Source organism: Gordonia sp. NPDC003424, assembly GCF_053588655.1.
Window position 1 is genome coordinate 177,163 of sequence record NZ_JBSFQJ010000004.1, and the last position, 14,000, is coordinate 191,162.

Consider the following 14,000-nt stretch of genomic DNA (forward strand, 5'->3'; position numbering starts at 1 on the left):
GCTACCCGCGAACCGACAGGGCCTTCGCACTCCGTCGCGGCGCCAGGATCGTTCGGACCTCGTCCAACGCCTGGCGTCGCGACATCGTCCGCGCCTCGCCGACCACCGCTGCCCAGTCCTCCGACGACAGCCCGGACAGTTCCGCGACGTGCGTGTGCACATGGTGCAGACTCGGATAGTCGTGCCGCGCACCGAGAATCAGCGACAAGGCAAGCAGCCGGGGTCCGTCCGGGGACTGCGGCTCCACCCCGGACAGCACATAGCCGGCGGCCATGGCCAGCGATCCGGCCTGCGGCATGTCGAACCAGCCGATCGGACCGAGCATCGAATGGATGCCATCGGCCAGCAGAGCGATGTACTCCGCGGCGCGTTCACCGTTGCCGGTGCGCATCATCCCTGCGATCGCCGCGCCGACGAGGATCACCATCCCCGGGTCCTGTGAACCGAACGGATGTTCCCGATGGATCAGGGCAGCCGCCCGCAGAAAGATCTGCTGTGCCGCCTCGCGATTCCCCCGCGCGTATTCGAGTTCGCCAGTGCTGATCATCATCCCGCCGATGACCTCCGGATTGCCCTGCGGGTCAGGATCTTCCGGACGCCAGCCGTTCGCCACCACCGCGATCTCGGTGGCCGCCTCGTCGAACCGGCCCAACGCCACCAGACTCGCGGTGAGAAACGCCCGCGCCTGCATCTCGTCGTCGCGGGCACCCAACCGCGCCAGCGAGTCGATGGCCTCCCGGTAATACGGCACCCCCGCCGACCACCGCCCCCGCTGCGCGTAGATGCCGCCGATCGACGTCTGGGTCATCGCCGACATCCAGGTATTGCGCTGCCCCTTCGCCACCTCCCGCAGGGCAAGGCCATCGGCGAGCGCACGATCGAGGTCGCCGAAGTTCTCCCGCACATTCATCCGGGCCGATAGTGCCGCGATCCGAACCGATTCGGTCGGCGACGCCGTCGCACGGACGATGTAGCGCATGGCGGCCGCCATGTTCGGGCTCAGCACGCACGCCGACATGAGCTCCGTCGGCTCGTCGTAGATGTGTTGGGGCCGGTGCAACCGACGCAGGTAGAAGCGGCCGGTGGCGACACCCCGGAGGTCGTGCCGCATCAACAGATGCGCCATCGACGCCAGGAGGGTGCCCTGCCACCGCCGTCGCGTCTCGTCGTCGGGATCTCTTGGCGGACTGGGCAAGACCGTCATGATGCGTCCACCCCAGGACATCACCTCGCCGTGCAGCCCCCGCGCCATCCAGAATCCCCCGAGCACCGGGAACACCGTGACGATGGTGTCGACCGCCTCTGCCGCCCGCGGTGTCCCGGTCTCGTCGCGCGCCACTTCGGTACACCGACGCAGCACCCAGACGAGGTTTTCGACATCGGCGGCGACACGGTCGAAGAGTTGTTCGTCGACACGCTCCCCGTACCGCCTCTCGGCGTCGACGGCGAATCGGCGCGCCCAGCACCACATCGCCTGATCGACGGTGTCCGACTCGCGATCCGCGGCGGCGGTCAGCTTCTCCTCACCGAACTCGCGCACCATCTCCAGCATCCGGTACCGGATGTGGCCGTCGGATTCGACGACGGTGAGCAGCGACTGGTTGACCACCGCCTCCAGGGTGTCCACCAGGTGAAACCCCTTCTGCCCGAGCACAGTCGACGCGGCATCCACCGTGAAGCCGGCCGGGAAGCGGCACAGACGGCGCATCGCGGTCTGCGCATCCGGGTCGAGCAGATCCCAGCTCCATTCGATGACCGCATACAGCGTGCGGTGCCGGTCGGGTGCGGTGCGGTCGGTGCCGCGTAACAGCGCGAACCGTTCGACCAGCCGGGCGGAGATCTCGGTGACGGTCATGGTGCGGATACGCGCAGCCGCCAGTTCGATGGCGAGCGGCAGACCGTCGAGATGCCGACACAGCTCGGCGACCTCGGGCGCCGACAGTCGGGCGGCCGGCCGAATGGCGCGGGCGCGTCGCTCGAAGAGTTCGACGGCGGACCCGCCCACCCCGACATCGAGCACCGGTAGCAGATAGATACGCTCCGCCGCCAGCATCAGCGGCGAGCGGCTCGTGGTCAGGATCGACAGTTGTGGTTCTGCGGCAAGGAGATCCGCGGCGATGCGGGCGCAGCGTTCGACGACCTGCTCGCAGTTGTCGAAGATCAGCACCGCGCGCTGGCCGCGCACCGCGTCGACGAGCCGATCCGCCAGATCGCCGATCGCCAGTTTCGGCCGGCCGCCGCCACCGAGGTCGGTCTCGCCGACGCCGAGTGTCGCCGCGATCGCCCCGACCACGTCGTCGTCGTTGCGGATCGGCGCCAGCGGGACGTAGAACACCGGGCGGCCGGAGTCGGCCAGGAGGTCGCCGACGCGTTGCGCGACACGCGTCTTGCCGACACCGCCGGGGCCTTGGATGGTGACCAGCCGATGCCGGTCGAACAGGCCGAGGATCGCGGCGATGTCGTCGTCGCGGCCGATGAGTTCCGAGGTCTCACCGATCAACCCGACCGTGCGGGCCCGCTCCGGGCGCGTCGCGACCACGGGTGCATCTCGGACGATCCGGGTGCCGTTCGGTTCGGCCGCAACGAGTTCGGCGTTGAGGGCGGCCGCCTGCGCGCCGGGGTCGACACCGAGTTGTTCGGACAACGACCGACGTAGGCGGGCGAACACCGCGAGGGCATCGGACACCCGTCCCTCCCCGGCCAGTGCCCGCATCAGGTCCACATGCGCCGACTCGTCCAACGGATCTGCGGCGCAACGCTTGTCGGCCAGAATCCGGGCGGTCGCGAAATCCTGGGCCGACAGCGCGACGCCCACGCGCCGCTCGTCGAGCGCATCGCGAAGCCGATCGGCACGACGACGCAATTCGGTGTCGATCGGCGCGTTGCCGTCGCTCCCGAGATCGTCTCCGGGCGTACCCCGCCACCATGCGATCGCCGCGTCGAGGTCGGCGGGATCGGCGGATCGGGCCAGGTCGGCGACGATGTCGAGGTCGGTGCGGCAGTCGACGAGTCGGTACCCGTTCGCGACGCCCTCGAGCCGACCGTTGCCGAGGACGGGCCGCAACCGGGAGATCTGCGTGTGCAGGGCCGCGACCGGCGAACGCGGTGGCACGTCACCCCACACCTCGTCGATCAGCCGCTCCGCCGATCGGGTGCGGCCGTCGGCCAACGCGAGCGACACCAGCAACCGGCGGGCGCGCACACCCGGCACCGGCACCAGGCCGTCCGGACCGGTGCCTGCGTCGCCGACGGCGACCGGTCCCAGCAGGCCGATCACCGTGACGTTGTCGGTTGCGGGCACCTCGCAAGGTTAGCGCCAGTCGCCCTCACGACGGGTTCGTGGCGTGTATGAAGGAATCCATGCCGCGCACCTATCAACTCGATCCCGTCACCGACGTCTCCTTCTTCGACGACGCTCCCATCACCTATCGGATCGACGTCCAACTGCCCGTCACCCCCGCCCGGGCATGGTCCGAGTTCACGCGGCAGAACACGCTGGACTGGTGCCGGGCAATCAAATCCATCGAATTCACCTCTCCCGCTCCCTATGGGGTGAACACGAGCCGGCAGGCCTCGCTGGGCGTCGCCAAGGTCTCCGAGCACTTCTTCGTGTGGGACGAGGATGCGTCGACGGGCAACTACCGCAACGCCTTCTACGCGGAGTCGATCACCGTACCGGGCGTCAAGAAGTTCGGTGAGCTGACCGAGATCCAGCCGGCCGAGGTCGGCTGCCGGCTCATCTGGCTGTTCGCGCTCGAGTTGGCGACGTCGGCGAAAGCGGTGTCCGTGTTCTCCGGAACGACGGCGGCGCCGGTGTTCAAGACGGTGGAGACGGACACCTTGCGGCACTTCGCGAACCTGACGCCGCAGAGCTGAACCGGGTCGGCACGGTCAATCCCGCAGAAATCCCGCCTCCGACAACGCCCGGCGGACGTCGCGCTGGTGGTCGTGCCCCCGCGTCTCGACACTGACCGTCACCGCGACCTCACCGAGGTAGAGGTCGTCGGCCACACGTGAGTGCACGACGTCGACGACGCTGGCACCGAGGTCCCGCAGCAGTTCGAGGAGCGAGACGAGCCCACCCGGTGCGTCCGACACGGTGGCCGTCACCGTCAGGAACCGCCCGGCCGCGGTGAGGCCATGCGTGGTGACGTGGCTCAGCAGCAGTGGATCGATGTTCCCGCCGGACACCACCGCGCACACGCTGCCGGACAGGTCGAGGCCACCCTTCATGACGGCCGCGACGGCGGCCGCACCCGCGGGTTCGACGACGAGTTTGGCCCGTTCGAGCATCAGCAGCAGCGCGGTGCTGAGGTCTTCTTCGCTGACGGTGGCGACGTCGTCGACGAGTGCGCTGATGTGCTCGAACGGCACGTCGCCGGGACGCGCGACGGCGATGCCGTCGGCCATGGTGTTCATCTCGGTGAGCGCGGTGGGCTGCCCGGCGCTCAACGACTGCGGCCAGGCCGCGGCGTGCGCCGCCTGCACCCCGATCACCCGCACCTCGGGCCGGGCCAGCTTGACGGCGGCCGCGACACCGGCGGTCAGTCCCCCGCCGCCGAGCGGCACCAGGACGGTGCCGACATCGGGCAGCTGCTCGAGGATCTCCACACCGACCGTGGCCTGGCCGGCGACGATGTCGGGGTGATCGAACGGGTGGATGAGCACCGCGCCGGTCTCATCGGCGTACCGGCGGGCGGCCACGAGTGCCTCGTCGACCGTCGTTCCCTCCAGAACCACTTCGGCGCCATAGGCTTTCGTCGCTTCGATCTTCGGGAGCGCGGCACCGGTGGGCATGTAGACGCGCGCGCTGATGCCGAGTTCGCTCGACGACCACGCGACACCCTGCGCATGGTTGCCCGCACTCGCCGCGACCACCCCGCGAGCGCGCTCCTCGGCGGACAGACGGGAGATCCGCAGGTACGCGCCGCGGGGTTTGAACGAGCCCGTGCGCTGCAGGTTTTCGCACTTGAGCCAGACGTCGCAGCCACTGCGCTCCGACAGCAGCCGTGACGCCTGCATGGGGGTGCGACGCATGACACCGGTCAGTGCCAGCACCGCCTTGTCGATGTCTCCCTGCGTCAACAGCACACGGATGAACCTACCCCGGTGGAGCTAGCCGAGTGCGTTCTCGAGGTCGCCGAGGAGATCGGCGATGTCCTCGATACCGACCGACAGCCGCACCAGATCGGCCGGCACCTCGAGCAGCGAACCCGCCGTCGACGCGTGTGTCATCGCCCCGGGATGCTCGATGAGCGACTCGATGCCGCCCAGCGATTCGGCGAGGGTGAACACCTCGGTCCGGGCACAGAACTCCTGGGCCGCAGCCTGTCCGCCCTTGACCCGCGCCGACACCATGCCGCCGTACCGGCGCATCTGCTTGCCGGCGACCTCGTACCCGGGATGCGTCGGCAACCCCGGGTAGAGCACCGAATCGATCTTCGGATGACCGGCGAGGAAGTCGACGACCTTCTCGGCGTTGTCGCAATGCCGATCCATCCGCACGGCAAGGGTTTTGATGCCGCGCATGGTGAGGTAGGCATCGAACGGGCCCGGGACACCGCCGGCGCCGTTCTGCAGGAAGGCGACCGCCTCGTCGATCTCCTCGGAGTTGGTGACCAGCGCACCGCCGACGACGTCGGAGTGCCCGCCGAGGTATTTGGTCGTCGAATGCAATACCACGTCGGCGCCGAGGGTGAGCGGCTGCTGCAGATACGGCGACGCAAAGGTGTTGTCCACCACCAGTTTCGCATTCGCCGCATGAGTGATCTCGGCGATCGACTCGATGTCGCCGACGTTGAGCAGCGGATTGGTGGGGCTCTCGATCCACACCAGCTTGGTGGTGTCGGTGATCGCCGCGCGCACCGCGTCGACGTCGGAGATGGGCACCGCGGTGTAGTTGATCCCCCACTGGGTGAACACCTTGTCGATCAGGCGGAACGTGCCGCCGTAGGCGTCGTTGGGGATGACGAGGTGGTCGCCGGGACGCAGCGAAGCGCGCAGGAGCGCGTCGGTGGCGGCCATGCCGGAGGAGAACCCCCGGCCGTGCGACCCCTTCTCGAGCGCCGCGATATTCGCCTCGAGCACCCGGCGGGTCGGATTTCCGGTACGGGAGTACTCGAATCCGTCACGAAGTCCGCCGACGCCGTCCTGCGCGAAGGTGGAGCTGGCGTAGATCGGTACGTTCACCGCACCGGTCCGCGGGTCGGGGTCCCAACCGGCATGGATCGCCTGGGTCGAAAAACCTTGCCACCGAGTCGAATCCGATTGGCTGCGCTGCTCACTCACGAGACTGGTACTCCTATCCGACGATCGGGTGTTTGCTGACGTAGGCCAGCAGGTCGTGGCGGGTGATGACCCCGATGGGCTTGCCGTCCTCGACGACCATCAGGGCGTCGGACTCCGACAGCGCCTTGGTGGCGGCGGACACGGGTTCACCGGAACCGATGAGCGGGAACGGTTCTCCCATGTGCGCGGACACCGGATCGGCGAGGCTCGCGCGGCCCTCGAACACCGCGGACAGCAGGTCGCGTTCGGTGACCGCGCCGGCCACCTCGCCGGCCATCACCGGCGGCTCGGCTTTCACCACGGGCATCTGGGACACCCCGTATTCGCGGAGGATCTCGATGGCATCGCGCAGGGTTTCCGACGGGTGGGTGTGCACCAGGTCGGGCAGCGCACCGGTCTTGCCGCGCAAGACGTCGCCGACGAGGGCCTCCTTGGTCTTGCCGTCGAGCGGAGAACGGAGAAAGCCGTAGCTGCTCATCCACTCGTCGTTGAAGATCTTGCCCATGTAGCCGCGACCGCCGTCGGGCAACAGCACCACGACCAGCGAGTCGGGGCCCTCCCGTTCGGCGACCTGCAGCGCGGCGACGACGGCCATGCCGCACGAACCGCCGACGAGCAGGCCTTCCTCGCGAGCCAGGCGTCGGGTCATGTCGAACGAATCCGCGTCGGACACGGCGATGATCTCGTCGGGGATCGACGGGTCGTAGGCGTCGGGCCAGAAGTCCTCGCCGACGCCCTCGACCAGGTAGGGGCGTCCGGTGCCGCCGGAGTAGACCGAGCCTTCCGGGTCGACGCCGACGACCTTGACCTTGCCGTCGGAGACCTCCTTGAGGTAGCGGCCGGTGCCGGTGATGGTGCCACCGGTGCCGACACCCGCGACGAAGTGCGTGACCTTGCCGTCGGTGTCGGCCCAGATCTCCGGTCCGGTGGTCTCGTAGTGGCTGCGCGGGCCCTCCGGGTTGGCGTACTGGTTGGGCTTCCAGGCGCCGTCGATCTCCCTCACCAGGCGGTCGGACACGTTGTAATAGCTGTCGGGATGCGACGGCTCGACCGCGGTCGGGCACACCACCACCTCGGCGCCGTAGGCGCGCAGGACGTTGCGCTTGTCCTCGCCGACCTTGTCCGGGCAGACGAACACGCATTTGTAGCCGCGCTGCTGGGCCACCAGTGCGAGACCGACACCGGTGTTGCCCGAGGTGGGTTCCACGATGGTGCCGCCGGGCTTCAGTTCGCCCGACCGCTCGGCGGCGTCGACCATGCGAACCGCGATCCGGTCCTTGCTGCTGCCGCCCGGATTCAGGTATTCGATCTTGGCCGCCACCAGACCCGATCCGGGTTTGGTCACCGAGTTGAGCTTGACCAGCGGGGTGTTGCCCACCAGGTCCACGACGTGATCAGCGATGCGCATGCCTCCATCGTCCCAGAGGGTCGGGAGCGGATCGAAACCGGACTAAGCTGGCAGCCGTGTCCGGAACGAATCGCAAGGTCGCCCTGGACAACCGGATCCTGCGGGATGTCGGCGCCACGGTGGCGGCCACGGCTGCGAGCGCCGGCGCGTCGTGGGTCGCCTACAACTATCTGAACTCGCAGGCGGCCGAGGCGCGTACGGTGATCCCGCATCGCACCGACAACGCGCCCAACGGTGACGGCGTGTATCTCGCCAACGGCTCGGGACCGCATCGCTTCACCCGGGACACGGCGATCGACCTCTATCTGACGGCGTTCGGGGATTCGACGGCCGCGGGGCTGGGCGCCGACACCGCCGACGAGACGCCGGGCGTCCAGCTCGCACGCCGGGTGTCGGCCGAGACCGGCAAGGTCATCCGCTACGGCAACAAGGCGATCGTGGGCGCGACGTCGAAAGGCCTCGCCGCGCAGATCGACGCGATGCTGGTGGCCCGGGAACGTCCCGACGTGGCGATCATCCTCATCGGCGCGAACGACGTCACCGCCCGCAACGGCATCCACCAGTCCGCACGACGGCTCGGGGACGCGGTGACGCTGCTCGTCGACAACGGCGCCAAGGTCGTCGTCGGCACCTGCCCGGACTTCGGGGTGATCACGGCCATCCCGCAACCGTTGCGAACCGTGTTGCGGCGCTGGGGTTTACAGCTGGCCGCCGCGCAGCGCAATGCGGTGCGGGCGGCGGGGGGACGCGCGGTCCCGATGGCCGATCTGCTGGCCAAGGAGTTCCTCGCCAAACCGGAACACATGTTCTCGCCGGATCAGTACCATCCGTCGGCCGCCGGTTACGCGCTCGCCGCCGACATCCTCATCCCCGAGGTGCTCGCCGCGATCGGCGAATGGGGTCCGGCCCCGCTGCCCGAACCGCCGGAGGTGTCCGAATCGGTGGAACGAGATCGGCTGGTGAACCGGATTCGGCGGGCGGTACCGGGCCTGCACCGCTGAGGGGAAACGGCCCTGATCGAGATTCGACCGGTGCAGTAACGTGGGCCACATGCCTGAAGCCGTAATCGTTGCCCATGCCCGTTCCCCCATCGGCCGCGCCGGGAAGGGATCTCTCAAAGACGTCCGGCCCGACGAGCTGTCGCGGCAGATGGTCGCCGCCGCGCTTGCGAAGGTGCCCCAACTCGACCCCGCCGACATCGAGGACATCCACTGGGGCATCGGTCAGCCCGGCGGCCAGGGCGGCTACAACATCGCCCGCGTCATCGCCGTGGAACTCGGCTATGACCACATCCCCGGCGTGTCGGTGAACCGGTACTGCTCGTCGTCGCTGCAGACCACCCGGATGGCACTGCACGCCATCAAGGCCGGAGAGGCCGACGTGCTGATCTCCGGTGGTGTGGAAAGCGTCTCCAGCTTCGGGATCTCCGGGGCGGCCGACGGTCTGCCCAACTCCAAGAACCCGGTGTTCGCCGATGCCGAGGCCCGCACGGCCAAGACGTCCGAGGGCGGCGCGCCGAAGTGGCACGATCCGCGCGAGGACGGCTTGATCCCCGATGTCTACATCGCCATGGGCCAGACCGCGGAGAACGTCGCAAGCATGACCGGCATCTCCCGCGAGGACCAGGACCGCTGGGGCGTGCTGAGCCAGAACCGCGCCGAAGAGGCCATCAAGGCGGGCTTCTTCGAGCGGGAGATCGATCCGGTCACCCTGCCCGACGGCACGTCGGTGACCACCGACGACGGCCCCCGCGCGGGCACCACCTACGAGAAGGTGTCGCAGCTCAAGCCGGTGTTCCGCCCCGACGGCACGATCACCGCCGGCAACGCGTGCCCGCTCAACGACGGCGCCGCGGCTCTGGTCATCATGAGCGACACCAAGGCCAAGGAACTGGGCCTGACCCCGCTTGCGCGGGTCGTCGCGACCGCCGCCACCGGCCTCTCGCCGGAGATCATGGGTCTCGGCCCGATCGAGGCGATCCGCAAGGTGCTGCGCGTGTCGGGCATGTCGATCTCCGACATCGACCTCGTCGAGATCAACGAGGCCTTCGCGGTTCAGGTGCTCGGCTCGGCCGACGAACTCGGCATCGACCACGACAAACTCAACGTCTCCGGTGGCGCGATCGCGCTCGGCCATCCGTTCGGCATGACCGGTGCCCGCATCACCACCACCCTGCTGAACAACCTGCAGACCCACGACAAGACCTTCGGCATCGAGTCGATGTGCGTCGGCGGCGGCCAGGGCATGGCCATGGTGCTCGAGCGCTTGAGCTGATCCCCCGCGATACGCGAGACGCCAAACGGCCCCGCACCCGAAGACACGGGTGCGGGGCCGTTTGGCGTTGCGACTAGTCGGAGTTGAAGTAGCTCAGCAGACGCAGGATCTCGATGTAGAGCCAGACCAGGGTCACAGTCAGGCCGAGGGCGACACCCCAGGCGGCACGCTCGGGGGCGCCGGCGCGGATGAGGCGGTCGGCGGCGTCGAAGTCGAGCAGGAAGCTGAACGCGGCGAGCGCGATGCAGACCAGCGAGAAGATGATCGCGAGCGGTCCGCCGTTGCGCAGTCCGAAGCCCTCGCCACCGTTGAACAGCCCGATCACCAGGTTGCCCAGCATCAGCACGATCACGCCGATCATGCCGGCGAACAGCATGCGGGTGAAGCGCGGGGTGACGCGGATGGCGCCGACCTTGTACACCAGCAGCATGCCGAAGAACACGCCGAACGTACCGAGCACGGCCTGGCCGATCAACGCCCCGGCGGACACGTCCCCGGACACGACCCAGTTCGCGAACACGAACGAGATCGAACCGACGAACAGACCCTCGAACAGGGCGTAGGCCAGCACGATCGCCGGGTTGTCCTGCTTGCGGCCGAACGACGCGACCAGCACCAGGGCCAGTCCACCGAGGGCCCCCACCAGCATCAACGGGGATGCCAGCGCCTCATTCGAGTTGACCAGGAAGTAGGTCGCGATCGCCGAGATGGTCAACACGCCCAGCGTGATCGCGGTCTTGGTGACGACGTCGTCGATGGTCAGCTGACGACTGATCGGCGGCGCCTGCTGCTGGGTGTACGGGTCGACGTACTGCCCCTGCTGATTCCACATGGCACCCTGACCGGCGGCGGCTGCACCGGCGCCGAACCCGGCATACCCGGTCGGCGCCTGGTTGTCGCGGACGACGCCGCGCATAACCGGATTGCTGCTCTCTCGCACCTGTGTGCTCCTTATTGGTTGGTAGTTCTTCCTCGACATAACGGACACGAGTGCTGTCAAGTTCCGACTTTACCTTCTCTTGACCTTTGTGTCGTGCGACGGGCCTGAGAAGTTGCGGGCTCAGCTGTGCGGCGCGTTCTGCGCCCTGAGCCAGGCGCGCACGGCGTCGGGTCGATGGTCGTCGCCGAGCGCCCCACTCGCCGCCCGTCCGAGGCACACCGACCGCAGCAGACTCTCCGCAACAGCGAGGTCGTCGCCCCATGGCAGCGTGCTCTTGGCGAGCATCAGGGACGCGACCCCGTGCGCGGCCGCCCAGAACTCCAACACCACCGCGGAGACCTCTGTCGCGGGAAACAGCCCCTCGTCGACGAGGTCGGTGACGGTCGCCGAGATTCGCGCGAACGCCGAGGCCGCGAGGACCTCGTCGACCTTCATCTGACGGTCGGTGGGCACCTGCCGGAACGCGATGCAGTACAGCACCGGGGTGGACAGTGCGAACCTGACGTAGGCCAGCCCCTCCTGCAGCGCGCGCTCGAGCGGGTCGTCGATCCCGACCGACGCATCGGCCAGGACGCCGTCGAGCTGTTCGAAGTAGCGTGCGCACACGGCGTCGAGCAGGGCGTCCTTGTCCGCGAAATGCAGGTAGATCGACGGCGGGGTGACACCGACCCGATCTGCGACGGCACGGATGGAGACCGCGGTGGCGTCACCGTGTTCGAGCAGCAGCTCGGTGGCGGCGTCGATGATCTCGTCGGCGAGCAGCTCACCCGACCCGCGCGGCGACCTCCTGCGTCGCAGACGGCTCACGAACGCCTCCTTCTGACAGCCCGATGCGATCATGCAGTCGACGCAGCGGTCCGGGTGCCCACCAATTGGCTCGACCCGCCAGTCGCATGAACGCCGGGACGAGCAGCATCCGGATCACCGTGGCGTCCATCAGAACGGCCAACGTCAACCCCACACCGAACATACGCATGAACGACACCTCGGACGCGGCGATACCCGCGAAAACGATGCTCATCAGCAACGCCGCCGCGGTGACCACCCGGGCGGTGCGGGCCAATCCGACGGCCACCGCGTGATCGCTGCCCTCGCGCGTGCGGTCGGTGGCGAGCCACTCCTCGCGGATGCGGCCGAGGAGGAAGACCTCGTAGTCCATCGAGAGTCCGAAGGCGATGCAGAACATCAGGACCGGCATGGTGGCCACCAGGAAACCGGTGGCGGTGGTGCCCAGTCCCGAGAGATGACCCTCCTGGAAGACCCACGCCATCGCACCGAAGGTCGCCGACAGCGACAACATGTTCAGCACCAACGCCTTCAGGGGCAGGACGACGCTCCCGGTGAACAGGAACAGCAGGACGAAGGTCGCCAGTCCGATGATCGCGAGGACCCACGGCAGATGACGGTAGATCGAACCGACGGTGTCGGCGTTGGTGGCGGCCGCCCCACCGAACACCACGCTGCTGCCCACCGGCGGCGGGACCGCGCGCAGCGCGTCCAGTTGGTCGCCACCCGCACGGGACATGGGCTCGATATTCGTCGAGACCGTGATCAAGGAGGTCTCGCCCATGGTGTCGCCGGGTTCGCCGGGCGCGGCGAGGCGACCGCCGACGTACGTGCCGGCCGACGATGTCGCCGCGTTGACGTCGGCCACCGTCGAGAGATCCGATGTGTATCCGGCGAGATCACCCGGGGCGAGCCGTCCGGACACCACGATCGTCACCGACGACGACAGGTTCTGCTCGAAGTCGGCCCGGATCTCCTGCTGCATGGCGTGCGAACTCGACGATGCGGGCAGCACGCGGTCGTCGGGGAAGCCGAATCGGATGCCCAGGAAGGGTGCGCCGAGGATCATCAACCCGACGGTCGCGACGATGGCGATCGGCGCCGCATGGCGCAGGACGAACTGCACGAATCGATACCAGGCCGATTCCTCGATCGGACGCTCGACGGGTTCGGGGCGCCGGAAGAGACGTCGTACCGGCCGACGGACGTCGAGCGCGTCGACCCGCGGTCCGAGCACCATGAGGATGGCCGGGGTGAGGATCAGGGCGGCGAGTACGGCCACGATCACCACGCCGACGCCCGCGTAGGCGAACGACCTGAGGAAGTACATCGGGAAGATCACCAGCGCCGCCAGCGACAATGCGACGGTGACCGCGGAGAAGGCCACCGTCCGCCCGGCCGTGGACATGGTGGTCAGGATCGCGGTGCGACGGTCGTCTCCGCGCGCCACCTCCTCGCGGTACCGCGTCACGATGAGCAACGTGTAGTCGATGGCGAGTGCCAGCCCCAGCGCGGTGGTGAGGTTCAGCGCGAAGATCGAGACGTCGGTGAACGCCGCGATCACGCGCAGCATCGCGAACGTGCCGATGATCGCGACGATCCCGATGACCACCGGCAGGGCTGCCGCGACGAGGCCGCCGAACACGACGATGAGGAACAGGAAGCTGATCGGTATGGCGATTCCCTCGGCGATCGCGAGATCGTGCGTCGTCTGCTCATTGACCTGCGCGAATACGAGGCCCTGCCCACCGACTCGCACCGCAATGCCCTGCCGCTGCCCGGTGAATTGCTTCTCGATCTCGGCGGCGTGCGCGGGCGCGTCCTCTTCCCCGCCGGACAGGGTGGCGATGATCAACGTCGATGTCCCGTCCCGACTGACGAGCGCCGGCGCCAGCGACGGGTTCTGCCAGATCGACAGGATCGGCCGCTGCACATAGTCGAGTTGTTCGAGCTCGGACACGATCCCGGTTCCGACGGATCGCGTGGTTGCGTCGGACGCAACCTTCGTCCCGGGTGACCCGTCGAGCTTGATCACGGCCTGCATTCCGCCGCGGCCGAACGTGTCGTCGAGAACCTGGTCGGCGTGGGCGGAGCCGGAGTTCGGGTCGCTGTATCCACCGGCGAGCAGATGGCCGGCCGCGCCGGCGCCGTACAGGGCTGCAGCGACGAGGAGCACTGCGGCGATCGCCAGGACCGCACGGGGCCGCCCGATGATGAATCTCGTCATTCTCGCAAGCATGGGATGCTCCACATGTCGATGACTTAACGTCGATAACTTATCAGCGTTAGGTCTCCGTGGTCAAT

General features: G+C 68.2%; 10 protein-coding genes. 3 read left to right on the forward strand and 7 right to left on the reverse strand.

What is annotated here, in order from left to right; all coding sequences use genetic code 11:
- Position 1 precedes the first annotated feature (1 nt).
- The gene (locus tag ACWDTI_RS08240; protein WP_449737576.1) at positions 2-3,301 is read right to left on the reverse strand and encodes a BTAD domain-containing putative transcriptional regulator; all 3,300 of its coding nucleotides are present in this window, start codon (positions 3,299-3,301) and stop codon (positions 2-4) included.
- 59 nt (positions 3,302-3,360) lie between these two features.
- On the opposite strand from ACWDTI_RS08240, the gene ACWDTI_RS08245 reads away from it, so the two are divergent.
- Positions 3,361-3,876 (forward strand): SRPBCC family protein, encoded by a 516-nt coding sequence (locus tag ACWDTI_RS08245; protein ID WP_449737577.1) that lies wholly within the window; start codon positions 3,361-3,363, stop codon positions 3,874-3,876.
- A gap of 15 nt (positions 3,877-3,891) precedes the next feature.
- Here the strand turns inward: ACWDTI_RS08245 and ilvA are convergent, their stop codons facing one another.
- From ilvA to ACWDTI_RS08260, 3 genes are read right to left on the reverse strand one after another with little or no spacing between them, the layout of a single operon-like run.
- Positions 3,892-5,091, reverse strand: coding sequence for a threonine ammonia-lyase (gene ilvA / locus ACWDTI_RS08250; protein WP_449737578.1), 1,200 nt, complete (start codon positions 5,089-5,091; stop codon positions 3,892-3,894).
- Positions 5,092-5,115: 24 nt separating this feature from the next.
- A complete protein-coding gene (locus ACWDTI_RS08255; protein ID WP_449737579.1) occupies positions 5,116-6,288 on the reverse strand; it encodes a cystathionine gamma-synthase in 1,173 nt (390 codons plus the stop codon).
- 13 nt (positions 6,289-6,301) lie between these two features.
- The gene (locus ACWDTI_RS08260) at positions 6,302-7,696 is read right to left on the reverse strand and encodes a cystathionine beta-synthase (RefSeq protein ID WP_449737580.1); all 1,395 of its coding nucleotides are present in this window, start codon (positions 7,694-7,696) and stop codon (positions 6,302-6,304) included.
- Positions 7,697-7,752: 56 nt separating this feature from the next.
- On the opposite strand from ACWDTI_RS08260, the gene ACWDTI_RS08265 reads away from it, so the two are divergent.
- Entirely contained in the window at positions 7,753-8,697 is a 945-nt protein-coding gene (locus ACWDTI_RS08265) for an SGNH/GDSL hydrolase family protein (RefSeq protein ID WP_449737581.1), read from the forward strand.
- Between the two features lie 49 nt (positions 8,698-8,746).
- Positions 8,747-9,970: an acetyl-CoA C-acetyltransferase gene (locus tag ACWDTI_RS08270; RefSeq protein WP_449737582.1), complete on the forward strand. Its 1,224-nt coding sequence runs from the start codon at positions 8,747-8,749 to the stop codon at positions 9,968-9,970.
- 73 nt (positions 9,971-10,043) lie between these two features.
- Here the strand turns inward: ACWDTI_RS08270 and ACWDTI_RS08275 are convergent, their stop codons facing one another.
- From ACWDTI_RS08275 to ACWDTI_RS08285, 3 genes are all read right to left on the reverse strand, one after another.
- Positions 10,044-10,910: a Bax inhibitor-1/YccA family protein gene (locus tag ACWDTI_RS08275; protein WP_449737583.1), complete on the reverse strand. Its 867-nt coding sequence runs from the start codon at positions 10,908-10,910 to the stop codon at positions 10,044-10,046.
- A 120-nt stretch (positions 10,911-11,030) separates the two neighbouring features.
- Positions 11,031-11,717, reverse strand: a complete 687-nt coding sequence (locus ACWDTI_RS08280) for a TetR/AcrR family transcriptional regulator (RefSeq protein ID WP_449737584.1) — start codon at positions 11,715-11,717, stop codon at positions 11,031-11,033.
- A complete protein-coding gene (locus ACWDTI_RS08285; protein ID WP_449737585.1) occupies positions 11,674-13,935 on the reverse strand; it encodes an MMPL family transporter in 2,262 nt (753 codons plus the stop codon). The genes ACWDTI_RS08280 and ACWDTI_RS08285 overlap by 44 nt, the downstream gene beginning before the upstream one ends.
- Positions 13,936-14,000: the final 65 nt, after the last annotated feature.

What these genes read in the sequence shown, in the direction of transcription:
- ACWDTI_RS08245 (WP_449737577.1), top strand. Translation starts at nt 3,361, where the DNA reads ATGCCGCGCACCTATCAACTCGATCCCGTCACCGACGTCTCCTTCTTC.
- ACWDTI_RS08260 (WP_449737580.1), bottom strand. Translation starts at nt 7,696, where the DNA reads ATGCGCATCGCTGATCACGTCGTGGACCTGGTGGGCAACACCCCGCTG.
- ACWDTI_RS08270 (WP_449737582.1), top strand. Translation starts at nt 8,747, where the DNA reads ATGCCTGAAGCCGTAATCGTTGCCCATGCCCGTTCCCCCATCGGCCGC.
- ACWDTI_RS08285 (WP_449737585.1), bottom strand. Translation starts at nt 13,935, where the DNA reads ATGCTTGCGAGAATGACGAGATTCATCATCGGGCGGCCCCGTGCGGTC.